20 protein-coding genes are annotated in these 20,767 nt (G+C 67.8%); 15 read left to right on the forward strand and 5 right to left on the reverse strand.

The annotated features are described in order from the left end of the window. Positions 1-28 precede the first annotated feature (28 nt). A complete protein-coding gene (gene panB, locus LCF40_RS06595; protein ID WP_224827834.1) occupies positions 29-859 on the forward strand; it encodes a 3-methyl-2-oxobutanoate hydroxymethyltransferase in 831 nt (276 codons plus the stop codon). Then, entirely contained in the window at positions 856-1,788 is a 933-nt protein-coding gene (locus LCF40_RS06600; protein WP_318247889.1) for an alpha/beta fold hydrolase, read from the forward strand. The genes panB and LCF40_RS06600 overlap by 4 nt, the downstream gene beginning before the upstream one ends. Here the strand turns inward: LCF40_RS06600 and LCF40_RS06605 are convergent, their stop codons facing one another. Continuing rightward, a complete protein-coding gene (locus LCF40_RS06605) occupies positions 1,789-2,058 on the reverse strand; it encodes a hypothetical protein (protein WP_224827835.1) in 270 nt (89 codons plus the stop codon). Between the two features lie 117 nt (positions 2,059-2,175). Here LCF40_RS06605 and LCF40_RS06610 point away from each other — a divergent pair, with 117 nt between their 5' ends. Next, positions 2,176-3,423 carry an aminotransferase class V-fold PLP-dependent enzyme gene (locus LCF40_RS06610; RefSeq protein WP_224827836.1) on the forward strand — a complete coding sequence of 416 codons (1,248 nt, stop codon included), beginning with the start codon at positions 2,176-2,178 and terminating at the stop codon, positions 3,421-3,423. Positions 3,424-3,514: 91 nt separating this feature from the next. Here LCF40_RS06610 and LCF40_RS06615 read toward each other — a convergent pair whose 3' ends face one another. The 4 genes from LCF40_RS06615 to LCF40_RS06630 all read right to left on the reverse strand — a co-directional run bounded on the left by LCF40_RS06615 (position 3,515) and on the right by LCF40_RS06630 (position 7,250). Further along, complete coding sequence (locus LCF40_RS06615; protein WP_114576883.1) at positions 3,515-3,880, reverse strand: NifU family protein; 366 nt, start codon at positions 3,878-3,880, stop codon at positions 3,515-3,517. Positions 3,881-3,941: 61 nt separating this feature from the next. Then, positions 3,942-5,711, reverse strand: coding sequence for an LVIVD repeat-containing protein (locus LCF40_RS06620; RefSeq protein ID WP_224827837.1), 1,770 nt, complete (start codon positions 5,709-5,711; stop codon positions 3,942-3,944). 43 nt (positions 5,712-5,754) lie between these two features. Then, entirely contained in the window at positions 5,755-6,723 is a 969-nt protein-coding gene (locus LCF40_RS06625) for an ROK family protein (protein ID WP_224827838.1), read from the reverse strand. A gap of 77 nt (positions 6,724-6,800) precedes the next feature. Then, entirely contained in the window at positions 6,801-7,250 is a 450-nt protein-coding gene (locus LCF40_RS06630) for a universal stress protein (protein ID WP_114576885.1), read from the reverse strand. Positions 7,251-7,348: 98 nt separating this feature from the next. Between LCF40_RS06630 and LCF40_RS06635 the strand changes: the two genes are divergently transcribed. The 12 genes from LCF40_RS06635 (at position 7,349) to LCF40_RS06690 (ending at position 20,732) form a co-directional block, all read left to right on the forward strand. Beyond that, positions 7,349-8,089, forward strand: coding sequence for an SDR family NAD(P)-dependent oxidoreductase (locus LCF40_RS06635; protein WP_224827839.1), 741 nt, complete (start codon positions 7,349-7,351; stop codon positions 8,087-8,089). 92 nt (positions 8,090-8,181) lie between these two features. After that, entirely contained in the window at positions 8,182-8,613 is a 432-nt protein-coding gene (locus tag LCF40_RS06640; RefSeq protein ID WP_114576887.1) for a PPOX class F420-dependent oxidoreductase, read from the forward strand. A 78-nt stretch (positions 8,614-8,691) separates the two neighbouring features. Next, positions 8,692-8,940 carry a hypothetical protein gene (locus tag LCF40_RS06645; RefSeq protein ID WP_224827840.1) on the forward strand — a complete coding sequence of 83 codons (249 nt, stop codon included), beginning with the start codon at positions 8,692-8,694 and terminating at the stop codon, positions 8,938-8,940. Between the two features lie 128 nt (positions 8,941-9,068). Continuing rightward, on the forward strand, positions 9,069-9,326 hold the full coding sequence (locus LCF40_RS06650) for a hypothetical protein (protein WP_224827841.1): 258 nt from the start codon (positions 9,069-9,071) through the stop codon (positions 9,324-9,326). 113 nt (positions 9,327-9,439) lie between these two features. Next, positions 9,440-12,403: an excinuclease ABC subunit UvrA gene (uvrA, locus tag LCF40_RS06655; RefSeq protein ID WP_224827842.1), complete on the forward strand. Its 2,964-nt coding sequence runs from the start codon at positions 9,440-9,442 to the stop codon at positions 12,401-12,403. A gap of 73 nt (positions 12,404-12,476) precedes the next feature. Further along, entirely contained in the window at positions 12,477-12,857 is a 381-nt protein-coding gene (locus LCF40_RS06660; RefSeq protein ID WP_224827843.1) for a DUF7994 family protein, read from the forward strand. A gap of 55 nt (positions 12,858-12,912) precedes the next feature. Further along, entirely contained in the window at positions 12,913-13,896 is a 984-nt protein-coding gene (locus LCF40_RS06665; RefSeq protein ID WP_224827844.1) for a WD40/YVTN/BNR-like repeat-containing protein, read from the forward strand. A 223-nt stretch (positions 13,897-14,119) separates the two neighbouring features. After that, positions 14,120-16,126: an ABC transporter substrate-binding protein gene (locus tag LCF40_RS06670; RefSeq protein ID WP_224827845.1), complete on the forward strand. Its 2,007-nt coding sequence runs from the start codon at positions 14,120-14,122 to the stop codon at positions 16,124-16,126. Positions 16,127-16,188: 62 nt separating this feature from the next. Next, complete coding sequence (locus LCF40_RS06675) at positions 16,189-17,163, forward strand: ABC transporter permease (RefSeq protein ID WP_224827846.1); 975 nt, start codon at positions 16,189-16,191, stop codon at positions 17,161-17,163. A 2-nt stretch (positions 17,164-17,165) separates the two neighbouring features. Next, on the forward strand, positions 17,166-18,353 hold the full coding sequence (locus LCF40_RS06680; protein ID WP_114576895.1) for an ABC transporter permease: 1,188 nt from the start codon (positions 17,166-17,168) through the stop codon (positions 18,351-18,353). Then, on the forward strand, positions 18,350-19,390 hold the full coding sequence (locus LCF40_RS06685; RefSeq protein WP_114576896.1) for an ABC transporter ATP-binding protein: 1,041 nt from the start codon (positions 18,350-18,352) through the stop codon (positions 19,388-19,390). The genes LCF40_RS06680 and LCF40_RS06685 overlap by 4 nt, the downstream gene beginning before the upstream one ends. Continuing rightward, complete coding sequence (locus LCF40_RS06690; RefSeq protein WP_224827847.1) at positions 19,383-20,732, forward strand: ABC transporter ATP-binding protein; 1,350 nt, start codon at positions 19,383-19,385, stop codon at positions 20,730-20,732. The genes LCF40_RS06685 and LCF40_RS06690 overlap by 8 nt, the downstream gene beginning before the upstream one ends. Positions 20,733-20,767 lie beyond the last annotated feature (35 nt).

Genomic DNA, 20,767 nt, shown 5'->3' on the forward strand with positions numbered 1-20,767 from the left:
CTACGATCCCCCGGGGCGAAGGGGAGCCATGAGCGAGACGACGATCCGCGACCTCCAGTGGAAGTACGACGAGGGCGAGGCCCTGACGATGCTGACGGCCTACGACGCCCCGATCGCCCGGTTGGTCGATCGGGGCGGAGTGGACATGATCCTCGTCGGCGACAGCGCCGGCCACAACCACCTCGGCTACGACGGCACTCTCCCCGTGACGATGGAGGACCAACTCTCCAATACTGCGGCGGTCGCCCGCGCGGCCGAGGAGGCGCTGGTGATCGGCGACCTCCCCTTTCTGTCCTACGGCACCTCCCTCGAGAAATCGGTCGAGAACGCCGGGCGCTTCCTGAAGGAGGCTGGCGCCGACGCGGTCAAGTTAGAGACCGCGCCGGGCGGCGAGGCCACCGTCGAGGTCGTCTCCCGCTGTACGGAACTGGGCATCCCGGTCCAGGGCCATCTCGGGCTCACGCCCCAGCGAATGAACCAGCTCGGGGGCGCGGTGATCCAGGGCCGGGAGGGCGCGGAAAGCGCGGCCGCCGACGAGCTGGTCGAGACCGCTCACGCCCTGGAGGCGGCGGGGATCTTCTCGTTGGTGCTCGAGGGGCTCACCGAGGCGGTCGCAAAGCGGATCTCCGAGGCCGTTTCGGTTCCGACGATCGGGATCGGGGCGGGCCGGCACGTCGACGGCCAGGTGCTCGTCATCACCGACGTCCTGGGTCTGGGCGGCGAGGGCTACAGCCTCTCGAAGCAGTACGCCGACCTCGACGGCATCATCGAGGACGCGGTCGCCGACTACGTCGAGGACGTCGAGTCCGGGCGGTTCCCGGCTCGGGAGAACACCTACGAGCCGATCGACGAGCAGTGACTGGCGGCGAGACCGCGGGCGGCGAGGAGTTCGCTTTCGGGGAGGGTCCGGTGGCCCACGGGGAGGCGATCACCAACGGCGTCCGGCTCCACTATGCCGCCGCCGGACCCGCCGACGGCGACCTCGTCGTCTTGCTCCACGGCTTCCCCGAGTGCTGGTACACCTGGCGCCGCCAGCTTCCCGCGCTCGCGGCGGCTGGCTACCGCGTCGTCGCGCCCGATTTGCGGGGATACAACCGCTCGGAGAAACCGCGCGGGACCGATGCCTACCGCCTGCCGGAACTCGCCGCCGATATCGAGGGACTCGTCTCCGAACTCGGCTCCGAGGAGGCGTCGCTGGTCGGCCACGACTGGGGCGGGGTCGTGGCGTGGAAAGCGGCGATGGAGTACGATTCCGTCTCCCGGCTGGTCGTCCTGAACGCACCCCATCCGGTCGAGTACGTCCGCGGGCTCACCGCGGAGCAGGCGCTGCGATCGTGGTACGCCGCCGCGATCCAGCTCCCGTGGCTTCCCGAGGTTCTCCTCGGCGCCCGCGAGTGTCGGGCGATCGGGAGGGTCCTCCGGGAGGGACCCGCCGAGCCCGGCGCCTTCACCGAGCGCGAGATCGCCCGGTTCCGGCGAGCGGCCTGCCGTCCGGGTGCCATGGCGTCGATGCTTTCTTACTACCGGGCGTTCGCCCGCCACACCGTCCGCACGGAGCTTCGCGGACGACTCTCGCCGGTCACCAGCCCCGATCCAGTCGAGCCCGTGGCCGCCCCGACGCTGGTCTGCTGGGGCGAACGGGACGCCGCGCTCTCGACCGACCGGCTCGACGGACTGGACCGCTACGCCACGGACCTGCGGATCGAGCGCTTCCCGGGGGCGAGCCACTGGGTCCACCGGGACCGTCCCGAGGAGGTGACGAGGGCGATCCTCGCACACCTTCCCTGACTACACGACCTCGATCCCGTTCCGTGCGAGCGCCTCCTCGGCGTCGTCCGTCGTTCCGGCGTCGGCGACGACCCGGACGGTGAGCGTGTGGGGCTCGAAGGGGGCTGCCGGCGGCTCGACGATCTCGCACCCCTCGATCCGCCAGCCGTCGAGCCCTTCGAGCGCCGACTCGACGCGCTCGCGGGCGTCGTCGCGGGCGGTCGTGTCGCTGCCGCTGTGGAGGGTGAGCCGGGCAGTCAGTGCCCGCACGTCGGCGTCGGCGGTGTCCATGTGCCGGCCGTAGCCACCCGGCGGGGTTGAAGCTATGGATCCCGCAAGCGGGCCGTCGCGACCGCGTGCCCCCCTCGACCGAAGGAGTGTTTTGTCTTCGGCCCCTCCTTGTGGCCAATGAGCCGGCAAACCGCCGAGACGGTAGACGTCGAGGCGATCCGCGAGGAGTACCCGATCCTCGAGCGGGAGTTCGACGGCGAGGACCTCGTCTACCTCGACAACGCGGCCACGACCCAGACGCCCGAGCCGGTCGTCTCCGCGATGAGCGACTACTACCGGGAGCAAAACGCCAACGTCCACCGGGGGATCCACCACCTGAGCCAGGAGGCATCGGTCGCTTACGAGGACGCCCACGACCGCCTCGCCGAGTTCGTCGGCGCCTCCGGGGGTCGCGAGGAGATGGTCTTTACGAAGAACACGACCGAAAGCGAGAACCTCGTGGCCTACGCCTGGGGAATGCGCGAACTCGGCCCCGGCGACGAGGTCGTTCTGACGGAGATGGAACACCACGCGTCGCTCGTGACCTGGCAACAGATCGCCAAACGAACGGGCGCCGACTGTCGGTACATCCGCGTGGACGACGACGGCCGACTCGACATGGACCACGCCGAGGAACTGATCGGCGAGGACACCGAGATGGTCTCGGCCGTCCACGTCTCGAACACTCTCGGCACGATCAACCCGGTCTCGGAGCTCGCCGACCTCGCCCACGCGAACGACTCCTATATCTTCGTCGACGGCGCCCAGGCGGTGCCCAACCAGCCCGTCGACGTCGAGGCGATCGACGCCGACTTCTACGCCTTCTCGGGCCACAAGATGGCCGGCCCGACGGGGATCGGCTGTCTCTACGGGAAATCCCACCTGCTGGAGGAAATGGAGCCCTACCTCTACGGCGGCGGGATGATCCGGAAGGTCACCTTCGAGGACTCGACCTGGGACGAGGTCCCCTGGAAGTTCGAGCCCGGCACGCCCCCCATCGCCGAGGCCGTCGGCATCCACGCCGCCGCCGACTACCTCGATGGTATCGGCCTCGAACGGATCCGCGAACACGAGAACGAACTCGTGACCTATGCCTACGATCGGCTCACCGAACACGACGACGTCGAGATCTACGGCCCCGAACCCGGTCCCGACCGAGGCGGACTGGTCAGCTTCAACATCGACGGCGTCCACGCTCACGACCTGGCCTCGATCATGAACGACCACGCGGTCGCGATCCGGGCGGGCGACCACTGCACCCAGCCCCTCCACGACGAACTGGGCGTCGCGGCCTCCGCGCGGGCCTCCTTCTACCTCTACAACACCCGCGAGGAGGTAGACGCCCTGCTGGAGGGGATCGACGACGCCCGTGAACTGTTCGCGTAGAGAGCGTGCTTCGCCACGAGCGAAGCACGGAGATACGAACGGAGAGGAACGGCCCGGTCGGTCGACTCGAGACGAGTTCCCGACTGATGGCTTAGAGGTGGTCCTTGCCGGGGTTCGAGGAGCCCCAGTCGCCACGCCCGCCCTCGGTCCGGTCGACGCCCATGATCGACTCGGCCTGGTCGGGACCGCCGAGGCTCTCGCGGGCGTCGGGCACCCGGATCGTCACGTCGTCGATCTCGGGCCACTGGATCAGTTCTGACTCGATGTTGCCCGTCGTCACGTCGCTGACCGAACAGCCCTTGCAGCCGCCGCCGAGTTCGACGATCACCTCGCCGCTCTCGGGGTCGGCCTTCCGGACGGCGCTGGTTCCCCCGTGCATCTGAATGATCGGCATCTCTCGAGCGAGCCAGCGCTCGACGCGCTCTCTGAGCGTCGCCTCTCCCTCGGAGTCACTCATCGCCCCCTCTAGGGAATCGACGGGTGAATAGTTTCGGGTCCGCACGCGGTTCGCGGGCGGGTCACCGGTCCCCGGCGTCCTCGCTCGCCCCGCCGGACCCACGCAGGCGGAGCCATGCGAGGACCGCCGCGCCGCCGGCGGCGACGCCCACGGTGACCGCGGCCCCGATCTCGAGGCTGGGGAGCCCGTTCCCGCCGTCGGCGTCGGCGGCCGATTCGTTCCCCTCCTCCGGCGGCGCGTCAGTTCCGTTCTCCCCGTCGTCGGTTTCACCCTCGCCGTTGCTCCCCCCGCCCTCCGCCTCGGTTCCGGCGTCGTCGCCGCCCGCTCCCTCCTCGTCCCCTTCTGCGTCGGTTTCGGTTTCGTTTTCGGTCCCGGCGGCCCCGTCCTCGCTGTCCGTGCTCTCGCCCTCGAGCGAGGCCGGGAACGTGTAGAGTGCGCCCTCCGTGGGTGCGTTCGGCACCAGCGGCGTCGAGGGCGCGACGACGATCCCGTCGGCGGCGTGGGCGGTCCAGAACGCCGCCCGCTCGCGGTCCTCGAAGCGGGCGATCTCCGCCGGATTCGCGGGCTCGCTCACGTCGTGAACCGAGACCCCGCCGCGATACCAGGAGGCGTAGAGCCGGCCGTCCCGGAGCGAGAAGTTGTGGGAGGTCGTCCACTCGCCGGCCGCGTAGGAGGCATCCTCCGTCGGCGGCGCCTCGATCGTCGCCAGGTGGTCGATCTCCGCCCGGTCGCTCGCGTCGTAGAGGTCGATCCCGCCGCTGCCCTCGGGATCGCCCGCCTCGGCGGCCCAGGCCTCCCGGCCGACCGCGAGCAGGTCGCCCGCGAGCCGCGCGTGGTGGTCGTTGCCCGGGAGGGTCTGCTGGGCCTCGGTGACGCCCGTCGCGGGGACCTCGAGCTGTGCTTCGACGTCGGTCTCGGCGACGTGGCCGACGTACGACGGGCTCGTGGGATCGCTGACGTCCACCAGGTAGGTGCCGGCGTTCCAGTAGGCGAGCACGGCGATGTCGTCCGAGAGGGTGACGTCGTGGAGGTACCACAGAAAGGGGTCGACGTCCGCCCACCGGGACTCGTGGTCGAGCAGGGACCAGCGGCCGACCTCGCGGGGCTCGTCGCCGCTCACGTCCACGATCACGAGCGGGTTCCGTTCGCCGTCGTTGCCGACGAGATAGCAGTAGCCCTCGTGGAGCGTGGAGTTGTGGATGTGGAAGTCGGTCTCGTACGCTCCGAGGGGCCGGGGACCGGCGGGATCGCTCACGTCGTAGAGCGCGAAGCCGGTGAAGACGTCCCGGGCCGGGTTCGCGGGCCCCGGGACGACGAGCCGGTCGCCCGCGACCGAGAGGTCGAGGATCTCCGTGAGCGCCTCGCCGGCGTCGGCCGTTCCGGCGCCGGCGGTATCGTTGCCCTCGGGGTCGCCGTCCTCCCCTGCGGTGTCGTTCCCGCCCGATTCCGCCGTCCCGTCGTCATCGCCGTCGCCGTCCTCGCTCGCGTCGTTCTCCCCGCCACCGGTCGGATCCGAGGGGTTCCCGCCGACGTCCCCGTTCGCGCCGTCGCCCTCGAGCAGGTCGCCGTCGACTATCCGGAGTCCGCGTCGCTCGGCGAGCAGCTCCGGCTCGGCGGGATCCGCGAGGTCGACGACCGCGAAGCCGTCGACGGTCGCGACGTAGGCCGTCCCGTCGCTTACGACCGCCTCGGCGGCGCCCGTCAGCCGGTGCCGACCGAGGGGCTCCCAGTCCGCCTGGACGCCGTTTCCGGTGGCCGGCCGGGACGCGAGGCCGGCGGCCGTGGCCGAGGCGGGGACCGAGGCGAGGAGCGCCCGCCGGGAGAGATCCATGTCCGCGCTCCGGGCGGGCGAGCAATAAGCGTGGGGCTCTCCCCTACCCGAGCAGCCGCCGGTCGCCGGTGCCCTCAGTCATCGCGCTCGCGAGGGCGCCCTCGACGACGACGTCGTCGCCGAGGTCGGTGACGGTAATCTCGGGGACGTTCGTCATCACGCTGTCGCCGACCCGCTCGCGGATCGGATCGACGACCTGCTCGGGGTTGTTCAGGGCGACGGCGCCGCCGAAGGAGACGACGATGGGGGCAAAGGAGTGGACGACGTTCGTCACCCCGAGGGCGTTCCAGTCGGCGACCCGCTCGATGGTGCGCTCGGCTACGGGATCGCCCTCGGCCGCGAAGACGTCTCGGGCGGTAAACGACTCCGACTCGAGGGGAAGCTCCGTTGACAGTCCCTCCTCGGCGGCGAGCATCGCCGCGTAGTCGGGGATGTTGTTGCCCGAGCAGTAGGCCTCCCAGTGGCCGTCGTGGCCACAGCCACAGGGCATCCGGCCCGCGGGGTCGACGACGCAGTGGCCGACCTCGCCGGCGTTGCCGTCCCAGCCGCCGAGAATCTGGCCGTCACAGCAGACGCCGGCGCCGATCCCCGAGGAGATGGTGATGTAGACCATGTCGTCGGGGTTGCGATCGGAGTGAAAGCGTTCGCCGATGACGCCGGCGTTGGTGTCGTTGTGGAGGTAGACGTCCTCGGAGCCGATCAGCTTCCCGATCGGGCCGGTCAGGGGGATCCGCCCGACGGTGTCGGGGAAGTTCGCGGGGCCGACGACGGCGCCCTCCGCGAGGTCGAACGGGCCGATCGAACCGATGCCGGCCGCCCGGATCGCCTCGGAGGCGACGCCCGCGTCGTCGATGGCGCCACGGACCGTCGCCAGGACCGCCTCGGTGACGTCGATTCCCGTGGGCCCCTGGGGGGTCTCCGTGCGGGTGGAGCCGATGACCGTCCCGTCGTCCTCGGCGACGACGGCCCGGACGTTGGTCGCCCCGAGGTCGACGCCGGCGTAGTAGTCCATCCGTGCCAGTTAGAGGGGCACGGCCCCACTTAACTGCACATCTTTATCCGCCCGCGAGTGAGTCGTTCGCACTCCGCCTACTCGCCACGGACGAACGTGACGGGACACGGCGAGGAGAGCAGTACCTCCTGGGCGGTCGAGCCGAAGACCGCCTTCCCCGCGGGCGAGCGCGAGCGCCCGCCGACGACGACCCGGTCAGCATCGACCTCCCCCGCGAGGTCGACGATCGAGGAGCCGTGGTCGCCGACGGCGCCGTGGACCTCGTAGTCGACGCCGGCGTCGTCGAGCCGGTTACCGATCTCCCGGATCGTCGCGTGCCGGGAGGCGACCTCGTCGGGATGGATGTCGAGGTCGGCGTCGAAATCGAGCCGGTCCAACACGTCCTCGTACTCCGACTCGGTGAAGACGTGTGCGAGGTCGACCGTCGCGCCGGCCGGCCCCGCGACCTCGACGACCGCGGCCGCGAGTTCGTCCGTTCGATCCGCGTCGCCCGGTCCGACCGCCAGCAGGATCGTCTCGAGTGCCATACTCTCTCCCTGCGTCTCGACCGGCTTAGTTCATTTGTCGGCCCGTCGACGACTTCGGGCATCGCGCCGTATAAACCGCCGCCGTCCCACCTCCCGCTATGGACGACACAGCCCTCGAGGGTCGGACCGTCCTCGTCACCGGCAGCGCCCGCGGTCTCGGCCGGGCGATCGCGCTCGCGGCGGCCGACCGCGGGGCGAGCGTCGCCGTCCACTACCACTCGAGCGCCGACGCGGCCCGCGAGGTCGCGAGCGAGGCCGACGAGCGCGGGGCGGCGGCGACGACGGCGGTCCAGGGTGACGTCACCGATCCCGAGAGCGTCGACGGGCTGTTCTCGGCGGTCGAGTCCGATCTCGGGCCGGTGAACGGGCTCGTCAACAACGTCGGCGATTTCGCGCCGGCCCACTGGGAGGACCTCGATCTCGCGACCTGGAACCGGGTGATCGAGACGAACCTCAACGGCACTTACCTCTGTGCGAAGCGGGCGCTGCCGGCGATGCGCGAGGCGGGCTTCGGCCGGATCGTCAACGTCGGCTACGCCTCCGCGGAGAAGGGCCTCGTCGCCCCCGAGAACTTCCCGTACTTCGTCGCGAAAGCCGGCGTCCTGATGTTCACCCGGATGCTTGCCGCGGACACCAGCGAGGACGGGATCACCGTCAACGCCGTTTCGCCGTACGTGATCGAGAACAGCGACGTCTTCCCCGAGGACCTGCCCCGTGGCCGGCCCGCGGCCTTCGCGGACGTCGTCCGGCCCGTGCTCTTCTTCCTCGACGCCGATAGCGACTACCTGAGCGGCGAGAACGTCGAGGTCGACGGCGGCTGGCTCCCCGAGGACGTGTAGTCGGCGGCCGCGCGTTGTCGGCCCCGTCCGGCCGCCGACAGGTGTTCGAAAGCGAAACGCCGATTGGCCCCGGTCACATCGGTACCCACGTAATGAGCGATCCCGCGGACATCCACAGCGGAACGATCCCCGAGTCGTACGTCGAGATCCTAGAGAAGAAGGCCTTCGGCCACGTCGCGACCCTCGAGTCCGACGGCTGGGCGCAGGTCACCCCGGTCTGGGTCGACCACGACGACGGCGAGGCGCTCCTCTTCAACACGCTCGAGGGCCGCAAGAAAGAGCGGAACATGCGCGAGGACCCCCGCGTCACCGTCTCGGTGACAGATCCGGACGACCCCTACCGCTATCTCTCGATCCGGGGCGAGGCCACGATGACCGAGGAGGGCGCCGACGACCACATCGACATGCTCGCGGAGAAATACATGGACGTCGAGGAGTACCCCTACCGGGACGGCGAGGAGGGCTCGCGCGTGATCGTCCGCGTGCCGGCCGACCGCGTCGTCACGCGAGGCGGCAACGAGTAGTCACGGGGACGACCCCATCGCAACCGCGGACGTAGCTGCAGGCAGCCGACTTATTCTCCCCCTCTTCGAACGACGGGCATGGCACGAACGCTGACCGACGACGACGTCGGCAAGAAAGTGATCGACGCGGAAGAAAAGGAACTCGGCATCGTCGCGAAAGTGGAACACGAGCGGGCCGCGGTCGATCCGAACCCGAGCGTCGCCGAACACGTCATGGCGAAGATCGGCTGGGAAGGGGAAGACGAGGAGGACTACACCGTCACCGAGGAGATGATCGACCGCTTCGACGAGGGCAACGACGAGATCATTCTCCGCGGGAACCTCTAGCACCTGGATCGTTCCCGGAGTACCACCCGACCGTACCGCCGCGTTACTGAACTCGAGTTCAGTAGGACGGGCTACAGAAATGAGTTTCAGATTACACTTATGCCGGGTCGGTACGTGGAACCACATGTATGAGACCTCGAGGCATCCACCCCGGCACGGATCGCTCCCCGCTCGAGACCGCCGCCGTCGCCTCGGCGACGGTCGTCGCGTTCTTCGGGCTCATGGTCGCCGTCTCCTACCCGCTCCCGGCGGCGGCCGCCGTCTTCGGCGCCGTCGTCGCACTGGCGGTTCCGCGGGCGGTCGCCGCGGCCCGAGCGCGGGTCGCCGTCGACCTCCCGGACGCCGACCCCTCGGCCCGGACCGGGAGCCACGGCCGCCGCTCCTGACGGCGACCGCGTCGGCCGCGGGAGCCGCGTCGAACCGTCGGACGAACCACTTTCGCCCCGGTGGCGTACGCAACCGACAGCCCTTCATTACTCGGTCCGCTGTAACCCGGTAGATGAGCACGGAGTACATCGAGGTGCGGGGTGCAGAGGAGCACAACCTGCAGGACCTCGACGTGGAGATCCCCCGCGAGGCCCTGACCGTCGTCACGGGGCTGTCGGGGTCGGGGAAGTCCTCGCTCGCCTTCGAGACGGTGTACGCCGAGGGCCAGCGCCGGTACATCGAGAGCCTCTCGGCGTACGCCAGAAACTTCCTGGGCCAGATGGACAAGCCCCAGGTCGAGACCGTCGAAGGACTCTCCCCTGCGATCAGCATCGACCAGAAGAACGCCGCGAACAACCCCCGGTCGACGGTCGGCACCGTCACCGAACTCCACGACTACCTCCGCCTGCTGTACGCCCGCGTCGGCACGCCCCACTGTCCCGAGTGTGGCCGCGAGGTCGGCGAACAGAGCGCACAGAACATGGTCGAGCGCATCCTCGAGCTCCCCGAGGGGACCCGCGCGAAGATCGCCGCGCCCGTCGTCCGCGACCAGAAGGGCGCCTTCGAGGACCTCTTCGACGAACTCGTCTCGGAGGGCTATGCCCGCGTCGAGGTCGACGGCGAGGAACACGACCTGACGACCGACCGCCCCGACTTAGACGAGAACTACGACCACACGATCGACGTCGTCGTCGACCGGGTGACGGTCAGCGCCGAGGACCGCCCCCGGATCGTCGACAGCGTCGAGACCGCCCTTGACGAGGCGGAGGGCGTCCTGAAGCTGATCCTCCCCGACCCGCCCGAGGAGGCTGATCTCGGAAACGAAGCCCGCTCGACGGGCGCGCTCGGCGACGCGGTCGCGGAAGAGGACCGCACGGTCGTCGAGTTCTCGAAGGACCTCGCGTGTACCCACTGTGGGATCGACGTTCCCGAACTCGAAACCCGGTCGTTTTCCTTCAACTCCCCCCACGGCGCCTGTCCCGAGTGCGAGGGGCTGGGCGAGACCAAGGAGATCGACGAGAGCCTCGTCGTCGTGGACGAATCGAAGCCGCTGAAGTCGGTGTTCGAACCCTGGAGCTACAACCGGTCGTACTACCGGACCAGACTGGACGCCGTCGCGGAGCACTTCGACCTCCCGCTCTCGACGCCCTTCGAGGACCTCGACGAGGAGACCCAGCAGGCGTTTCTCTACGGTACCGACGAGGAGGTGCTGTTCAAACGCCAGACGAAGAACGGCACCCGGCGAAAGCGCAAGCGGTTCGAGGGGATCATCCCAAATCTCGAACGGCGCTACCTCGAGACCGACTCCGAATCGACCCGCGAGCACATCGAGGACTACATGGGCGCGACGACGTGTCCGGTCTGTGAGGGCACCCGGCTCCAGCCGGCCTCGCGTGCGGTGCTCGTAGACGACACCGCGATCACCGAGGTCAACCGGATGAGCATCGGCGACGCCCGCGAGCGCTTCGAGGCGATGGAGGCCGACCTCACCGAACGCGAGAAGGTGATCGCCGAGGAGATCTTAAAGGAGATCCGCGCCCGCCTCGGGTTCATGTGTGAAGTCGGGCTCGAGTACCTCACGCTCGACCGCGAGGCCGCCACTCTCTCGGGCGGCGAGAGCCAGCGCATCCGACTCGCGACCCAGATCGGGTCGGGGCTCGTCGGCGTGTTGTACGTGCTCGACGAGCCCTCGATCGGGCTCCACCAGCGCGACAACGACCGCCTGCTCGACACCCTCCAGGAACTGCGGGACCTGGGCAACACCCTCCTGGTGGTCGAACACGACGAGGAGACGATGCGCCGGGCGGACAACGTCATCGACATGGGCCCCGGCCCCGGCTCGCGGGGCGGCGACGTCGTCGTCAACGGCCCCGTCGACGAACTGAAAGCCTGCGAGGACTCCATCACCGGCGACTACCTCTCGGGGCGTCGGGCGATCCCGGTCCCCGAGGACCGCCGCGAGCGAGCGGGCGAGTTGACGATCCGCGGGGCCCGCCAGCACAACCTCGCGGACGTCGACGTCTCGCTTCCCCTGGGCTGTTTCACCGCGATCACCGGCGTCTCCGGCTCCGGGAAGTCCACCCTGATGCACGACGTCCTCTACAAGGGCCTCGCCCGCCGGATGAACGACAACACCTCGGTGATCCCGGGCGACCACGATGGCCTCGACGGCCTCGATGCGATCGAGACCGTCAGGCTGATCGACCAGAGTCCCATTGGGCGCACTCCCAGGTCGAACCCGGCGACGTACACGAACGTCTTCGACTACGTCCGGGACCTCTTTGCGGAGACCAAACTCGCCCAACAGCGGGGCTACGAGAAGGGCCGCTTCTCCTTTAACGTCAAAGGCGGGCGCTGCGAGGAGTGTGGCGGGCAAGGGACGGTAAAAATCGAGATGAACTTCCTCTCGGACGTCCACGTCCCCTGTGAGGCCTGTGACGGCGCCCGGTACAACGACGCGACCCTCGACGTGGAGTACAAGGGGAAGACGATCGCCGACGTCCTCGAGATGGAGGTCGGCGAGGCCTACGACTTCTTCGAGGCCAACTCCCAGATCCGTCGCCGGCTCGAGCTCCTGAAGGACGTCGGCCTCGACTACATGACGCTCGGCCAGCCCTCGACCACCCTGTCGGGGGGCGAGGCCCAGCGGATCAAACTCGCCGAGGAACTGGGGAAGAAAGACACCGGCGAGACGCTGTACCTGCTCGACGAGCCGACGACCGGGCTCCACAGCGAGGACGAGCGCAAACTGATCGACGTCCTCCACCGGCTGACCGACGACGGCAACACCGTGGTCGTCATCGAGCACGAACTCGATCTCGTCAAGAACGCGGATCACGTCGTCGACCTCGGTCCCGAGGGCGGCGAGCACGGGGGGCGCGTCGTCGCGACGGGTACCCCCGAGGCGGTCGCCCGGACCGAGGACTCCCACACCGGCAGGTATCTCCGGGACCTGCTCCCGCGGGTCGATATCGAGGGCCCCCGGAGCGGCGACGACCGCCCGGAGCCCGCGGCGCCGACGATGGACGACGACTGACCGGGTCCGATGACGCTCGCCACGAACGGCGGTCGGTCCGCACAGTTATGAGTGCTCGCAGACACGTCGATACATGGCTCGGCGACGCCCGATGTTGGTTGGCGGTGCGGTACTGATCGCCGTTGCCGTCGTGGTGACTCCCGCCGACGGTCTTCCGACGACATCGCTCGAAATCGTCGGGGGCGTCTGTCTGGCCGCTTCGGGCCTCCTCCTCGTCCTCGGAAACGTCCTCGATTCGGTCTCGGTCGGCCCGCTGACTCTCCTCTGGTACGGGCTGATCGGATCGGGGTTCGTCAGCCTCGGGGGATACGTGCTCACGGGCGTGTTCGCGTCCACCAGCGGCAGTCTCGTGTTCGGTGTCCTCCTTCCGACCACCGCCGGTCTCTGTCTCTGCTGGATCGGTGTCCAGTACGCCCGCGGCTCGGAGCGCGTCGGGCTGGAGCCGGAGGTCTGAGCCCTACTGGGACGAGCGGGCGAAGCTTTCTCACCGCCGGCCGCGTACCCCGCGTATGGCACGGATCCACGCGGCGATGGACGAGGTGCTCGTGAGCTACGAGGACGGGGAGACTACCCGCCGTCTGGAGGGCTTCGACCTCGAGTGTTTGGCATGCTCGCCCGACGAGCCTGACCGCGTGTTCGTGGGAACCTTCGAGAACGGGCTCCAGCGTTCGACCGACGGCGGGCGATCGTTCGAGCGCCTCGAGGCCGACTTCGTGAGCGACGCAGTGCTCTCGCTTGCCGTGAGCCCGCACGACCCCGATACGGTCTACGCCGGCACCGAACCGAGCCGGGTCTACCGAAGCGATGACGGCGGCGGGAGCTGGACCCGTCTCGAGGGGATCGCCGATCTCCCCTCCGAGGAGGAGTGGTACTTCCCGCCCCGTCCGGACACCCACCACACCCGCTGGATCGAGGTCGATCCCTTCGATCCCGACCGCCTCTACGTCGGCATCGAGGCCGGCGCGCTCTTGGTGAGCCCGGACGGCGGCGAGACGTGGCGCGAGCGCCCGCCGGGGTCGCGCCGGGACAACCACAGCCTGGCGACCCACCCCGGCCGGGAGGGTCGGGTCTACTCGGCCGCGGGCGACGGCTTCGCGGTTTCGGATGACGGCGGCGACTCCTGGACCCACCCACAGGAGGGACTCGATCATCGCTACTGCTGGTCGGTCGTCCCCGATCCCGACGACCCCGACCTAGTCCTTCTCTCGAGCGCGAGCGGCGCCTCCTCGGCTCACACCGCCGAGCGCGCGGAGGCCTACGTCTACTGCTGTGGGGGCCTCGGTGGGCGGTGGGAGCGCCTCGAGGGGGAGTTCCCGACGGGCGAGGGCGTCGTCCGGGCGGAGTTCTCGACCCACGGCGGTGTGGTCTACGGCGTGACGAATCGTGGCGTCTTTCGCTCCCCCGATTTCGGCGACTCCTGGGAGCGCGTCGGGCTCGAGTGGGACGAGGACCTGGAGGCGTTGGCGCCGCGGGGGTTCGTCGCCGTTTCCTGACTACCGGTTCGACCCGGCACCGATGGCGATATCTTCAGGATATATAATTTTATTAATTTTTCCTAATCGACTTTCCCGGAGAGCATATTTTCAGTAGTATCGCCGTATGAGTTACGATGGGTGGCAATTTAGACTCGTAAACGAACGCATGAGCAACATATCTCCGTGGAAGCGGCCGCTCGTCAATCAATAAGCTTTTATGAAAGTGGGCTTCTGTTAGCGTATGCCGCGACGATTTCACGATCAACGGGACGACGAAACGGTTATCAACCGCCGACAGTGGCTCGCTGCTCTCGGCGTCGGCGGGGTCGGCGGTCTCGCCGGCTGTATGGGCGGCGACGGTGGTAACGGAAACGGCAATGGGAACGGAAACGGCAATGGGAACGGAAACGGGAACGGAGACTCGAACGAGAGCACCGAGGAGACGGAGACCGGGAACGAAACGAACGGGACCAACGAGAGCGACGGCGGAAACGAGACCAACGAGAGCGATGGCGGGTCGGGCGAGCCCACGATGTCGGAGTCCTACGACACCGTCACCTCCGCGTCGTTCGAGACCCTCAACCCGATCTACAACACAGAGGACGGCGCGGGGGACGCGATCGGTTACGCCCTGGATATGGGCTACACCTTCGACGGGAACAGCGAGTACTTCCCTCTGCTGTACGACATGTCCACCGAGGACGGCTCCGTCTGGACGTTCACCGTCCGCGAGGGCCTCGAGTTCAGCGATCCCTACGGCGAGGTGACCGCCTCGACGTTCGTCTATCTCATCCAGGAGGTCCACCAGAGCGAGTGGGCGGCGACCGCGGCGGCGACCTCCTGGGCCGGCGTCGAGGTCGAGGAGACCGGCGACTACGAGTTCCAGGCGACGCTTCCCGAGCCGAGCCTGCTCTGGCCCGAGAGCTACGACCCGCTGCTGTACCCCATCCCCCAGGACCTCCTTTCGCCCTACGTCGAGGAGGAGGACGCCGAAGGCCTCCAACAGGACGAGGAGCTCCTCGAACTCCAGTTCACCGGTAACCTCGGCGCGTACGTCCTAGACGAGTGGAACCGCGGCGCCGGGACGAGCTACAGTCGCAACGAGAACTACTACATCCAGAACATCGAGGAGGGTCCCGACAGCTTCAGCGACGCGCCGTACTTCGAGAGCGCCACGATCAGCGTCGTCGAGGAACAGGCCTCCCGCCTCGGTGCCCTGGAGACCGGGGAGGCCGACTCCGCCGGGATCCCACCGGAACGCGTCGAGGAGTTCCGGAACCTGGATGGAGTCCAGGTCAACGAGATCCCACAGCCGTACAACACGATCCTCTCGGTCAACATGCGCGACAACGGCTGGAACGCCGGTCCCGGGAACCTCTTTCGGCACATCCCGTTCCGGCAGGCGCTCAACGTCGCCGTCAGCAAGGACGACCTGATCGAGGGGATCTATCGCGGTCTCGCCGAGCCCCACTACACCTGGCAGCCCCGCTTTTCGGACTTCTATCCCGGCGACGATTCGATTCCGACGTTCGGGAGCGGCGACCAGTATGGCTCGGAGATGGCCCGTGGCCTCGCCGAGGACGCCTTCGAGCAGTCCGACCACGACTACGCCTTCGACGGCGACCAGATGGTCAACCCCGACGGCGACCAGGTCACCCTCGAGGTCCTCCACAGCTCCGGCCAGGAGGTCTCGAGAAACACCGCGGAGTTCATCGCCCAGGAGCTAGCCGAGAACCTCGGGATCAACCTCGAGGTCAGCGCGATCGACGGCACCCGCTTCGGCGAGGAGTTCTGGACCGCCACGCCGGCCGAAAGCGAGGAGGAACTCACCGCCGAGATCGACGGCGAGGAGGTCGTCTGGGAGTCCCCCGGCCCGAACAATCCGGGGCCGCGCTCGGTGACTGCAAACGAGAGCTGGGACATGTCGCTCGTGTACGGGCTGAACACCTACCCGCTGAACCCGCTGACAAACGAGGTGTTCTTCGACGGAGCCACTGCCCAGTACAACCCCGTCGGCTACTACCCCGAGTTCGACGCCGCGGGCCTCCTCGAACAGGCTCGCAACGCCGGAGGCCAGGAGGAACTCCAGGAGGCGTTCCAGGAGATCTTCGTCAACCTCGCCGAGGAGCAGCCGTACGTCATGCTGGTCTTTAGCGACGACATCATCGGCTACAACGACGGGCTCGTCGGACCGATCGAGAACTTCGCGAACGGCTGGGACTTCCCCGGCTGGTACATCGAGGAGTAAGGGCTCGTCGAGCGATCGCGGTTACCGTACTCGCGGGACACATAAATTCAGACGGTCACAATATGGGATTTGCCACATACGTCACTGCCAGGATGCTGTGGGCGGCGTTAGTATCGTTCATAATCGTCACGGTCACGTTCGTGTTGCTCTCGTTCGCCCCGAACCCCTCGATCCAGGAGGCGGCGACACAGGCGGCCCTCCAGGGCGGCGATCCGGCCGCCGCGGCCGAACGCGAACGCGAGCTCCGCGGGCTCAACGAGCCGCTCCACATCAGATACATGGATTTCCTCCAGAGCGTCTACACGCTGGACTGGGGCTGGTCCCAGTACCGCAGCCAGCCGGTCACGGAGGCGGTCTACGAGGGGCTCTACTACACCGCCCAGTACTCGGTGCCGTGGACGATCCTGACGCTCGTCCTCGGCCCGCTCGTCGGGCTCTACTCGGCGGCGAACATGTACAGCTGGAAGGACCACGCTGCGACGGGCTTTGCCTTCTTCGGCTACGCGATCCCGAACTTCTTCTTCGCAATCATCCTCCTGTTGGTGTTCGCGGTCTGGCTCGAGTGGATCCCCGTCGTCTACAACGCCAACGCCGCCGTCTTCAGCCTCGAGAACGTCCGGCAGTTGATCCTGCCGGTGTTCGTCCTCGTCACCGGCTCGATCGGGGGCATCATGCGCGTCTCCAGAAACGAGTCCGCGGAGTTCCAGAACTCGGAGTTCATGAAGACGGCCAGGGCCAAGGGCGTCTCGCCGATCCGGGCGTACCTGTACCACGTCCTGCGGCCCACGATGGTCCCGCTGTCGACGACGATCGTCGGCCAGTTGCTCGCCCTGTTTCTGGGCTCGTCGCTGCTCGTCGAGATCGTCTTCGGCATTCCGGGGCTGGGACGGATCACCTACGAGGCGCTGGTCGCACAGGACACGAACCTCGTGTTGGGGACGACCCTCTTTTTCACGTTCATCGCGGTCGTCGGCAACCTGCTGGAAGACATCGTCTTCACCGTCCTCGACCCGCGTATCAGCTACGACGATCGATAAAAATGGCAACTGAAAACCAGGACCGGTTCGATCGGGTCGACTGGGACGAGATCGCCGCCTCCCGCGGACGCGACCTCTCGGTCAACACGCTCGGCATGCTCGCGTTCGCCGTCCCGCTCGCGCTACTGGGACTCTACGACTGGCGGCTGGTCGACGAACGGGAGGCGACGTTTGGGGCGATCGGCTACGATATCGATATCACGAGCCTCGAGTACCTCTTCGTGTTCACGCTCCTCCTGTTCGCGTTCTACCTCGTCTTGCCGCTGTATCAGAACCCGAGACGGACGAAACACTACTGGACGGAGTTCAAACGGAACCGGCCCGCCGTCGTGAGTCTCGTCTGGCTGGCGATCGTCTTCGTCGGCGGGTTGATCGGCCCGCTGCTCATGAACGCGCCCCAACAGGACATCCTGATCAGCCACCAGCCCCCGGTCTACCTCTCGGTCGACCAGGCCAACGTCGCCAACTGTGTCGGCGAGATCGCAAACGGCCGGTGTCACGGCACCTGGGAGTACCCGCTCGGAACCACCAATGGCGGACGGGACGTCCTGACGGGGATCGTCTACGGGATGACGACCACCATGCAGATCGCGTTCATCGCGACGACGATCGTCGCCGTGGTCGGCATCTCCGTCGGGACGGTAAGCGCCTACGCCGGCGGCTGGGTCGACGAGGTTCTCATGCGGATCACCGACGTCGTGCTCTCCTTTCCGACCTTCCTCATGTTCCTGTTGATCCTCTACATCTACGGCGCCGGGATCGGGATGTTCATCCTGGTGTTCTCGGGGTTCGCCTGGGGCGGAACGGCCCGGTACGTCCGGAGCAAGGCGCTGTCGATCTCCGAGGAGGAGTACATCAAGGCCTGTCGGATCAGCGGGGCGAACACGTACGGGGTCGTCCGTCGCCACGTCGTTCCCAACACCGCCAGCAGCATCATCACCCAGCTGACGCTGCTCATCCCCGGCTTCCTGCTGTTCGAAGCCCAGCTCGCCTTCCTCGGGATCGGCGACACCGAGGTCCCGACGTGGGGACAGCTGATCTCGGCGGGCCGGAGCGATCTGGCCTTCGCCCCCTGGATCGTCCTGGCCCCCGGGATCGTCCTCTTCTTGACGATCCTCGCGTTCAACTTCCTCGGCGATGCCCTGCTCGACGCGCTCAACCCCGAAGCGCAAGCGGAGACAGACCAATGACGCCTGACACCGACCCACTGCTCGAGGTAGCGAACCTCCGGACGACGTTCGACACCGACGGCGGCGAACTCGTCGCCGTCGACGGCATCGACTTCTCGATCGACGCCGGCGAGACCGTCTGTATCGTCGGCGAGTCGGGCTCGGGAAAGACCGTCGCGACCGAGTCGATCACCCGACTGGTCAAGTCCCCGCCCGCCACCGTCACCGGCAGCGTCCGGTTCGACGGCGAGGACCTCCTCGAGGCGAGCGAGGAACGCCTCCGGGAGATCCGGGGCTACAACATCGCCCACATCTTCCAGAACCCACAGGAGGCGATGAACCACTGCTACAGCGTCGGCTGGCAGATCACGGAGGCGCTGACGATCCATACCGACGCCTCACAGGAGGAGGCACGCGCGAAGGCGATCGATCTGCTGGACCGCGTCGGCATCGCCAACGCCAGCTCCCGGTTCGACGACTACCCCCACGAGTTCTCCGGTGGCCAGAAACAGCGGGTGATGATCGCGATGGCGCTGGTCGGCGACCCCGACCTCCTGATCGCCGACGAGCCCACGACCGCCCTCGACGTCACCGTCCAGGGCCAGATCCTCAAGCTGCTCGACGATCTCCAGGAGGAGTTCGACATGGGCATCCTCTTCGTGACCCACGACCTCGGCGTCGTCGCCCAGATCGCGGACCGGATCGTCGTCATGTACGCCGGCAAGGTGATGGAGCGAGGCGACGTCTACGACGTCTTCGACCGGCCCGCCCACCCCTACACCCAGCAACTCCTCGAATGTCTCCCCGGAACGAGCGACTCGATCGGAGGGATCCCCGGCTCGCTTCCCTCGCCGACCGATCCGCCCGATGGCTGTCGGTTCGCCCCCCGGTGTGAGCACGCCGTCGCCGACTGTGAGGCCGGCGGGCAACCCCGAGAGGTCGAGGTCCGGCCCGGCCAGGCCGTCTCGTGTGTCTACTACCAGTCGGGCTACGACGCCTCGGTCGTCGAGGCCGATACCGGCGACGCCGAAACCTCCCGGGGGGTGGGCGATGACTGAGCCCCTGCTGTCGGTTCGCGACCTGAAGAAACACTACCCGATCAAGAAGGGGCTCCTGAACCGCCAGGTCGGCGCCGCACGCGCGGTCGACGGCGTCAGCTTCGACATCGCGCCCGGCGAAACCCTCGGGCTCGTCGGCGAATCCGGTTGTGGGAAGTCGACGGTCGCGACCTCCGCGATCCGTTTAGAGGAGCCGACCGCCGGCGAGGTCCTGTTCAACGGCGGGGACCGCCGCGGCGCGACCCGAAACGACGACGGGACCCACCCCAATGACGTCACCCGGTTCGACAAGGGAGAGCTGAAGGCGTTCCGGCGGGACGCCCAGATGATCTTCCAGGACCCCTCCTCGAGCTTCGATCCGCGGATGACCGTCGGGGCGACGATCGCCGAACTGCTCTCCATCCACGGGATGACAGACCGGGGCCGGCGCCGCCGGATCGTCGAGGACCTGATCGAACGCGTCGATCTCTCGGCGTCCGACTACGACCGGTATCCCCACGAGTTCTCGGGCGGGCAGAAACAGCGCCTGGCGCTGGCCCGCGCGCTCGTACTCGACCCCGACCTGATCATCGCCGACGAACCGGTGTCGGCGCTCGACGTCTCGGTCAAAGCCGAGGTCCTCTCGCTGATCGACGACCTCCAGGCGGAGTTCGGCCTCTCCCTGCTCTTTATCAGCCACGACATGTCCGTCATCCGTGAGATATGTGACAGGGTCGCGGTGATGTATCTCGGCGAGATCGTCGAACTCGGACCGACCGAGGAGGTCTTCCACGGGCCCGAACACCCCTACACCGAGGCGTTGCTCTCCTCGATCCCGACGCCCGATCCGCGGGCGACGCTGGACGAGATCGAGCTGACGGGCACCGTCCCGAGCCCGACGGATCCTCCCTCGGGCTGTCGGTTCCACACGCGATGTCACCGGGTCATCCAACCCGAGGACATGGAGATGGACCAAGCGGAGTGGCGCCGGCTGCTGACACTGCGCAAACGGATCGAATCCCGGGAGGTCGACGTCGAGCAGGCGACCGAGAACCTCGCTCTCGACGACGAACCCGACGACCTCTCGGACGAGGCGATCAAGTCCCAGCTCAGATCCGAGTTCGAACTCGAGGCCCCCCTCGATTCGGCGACCGCCGAGGCGACCCTCGAAACCGCCCTCGACCGGCTCGTCTCCGGCGACGCCGACGGGGCCGAGGAGGTGCTGTCGTCTTCGTTTACCACCCCGTGTGAGACCACGCACCCGGAGTTCGTCGACCACGACGCGGACCACAAGTCGGCGTGTCTGCTCCACGTCGACGACAGGCCCGACTCGCGGATCGGCGTCGAGAACGTGCCCCAGTGAGCGGGCGCGAACCCGTCGTTCGCGGCTTCGAAATC

The organism is Saliphagus infecundisoli (assembly GCF_020177375.1).
Taxonomy (GTDB): domain Archaea; phylum Halobacteriota; class Halobacteria; order Halobacteriales; family Natrialbaceae; genus Saliphagus; species Saliphagus infecundisoli.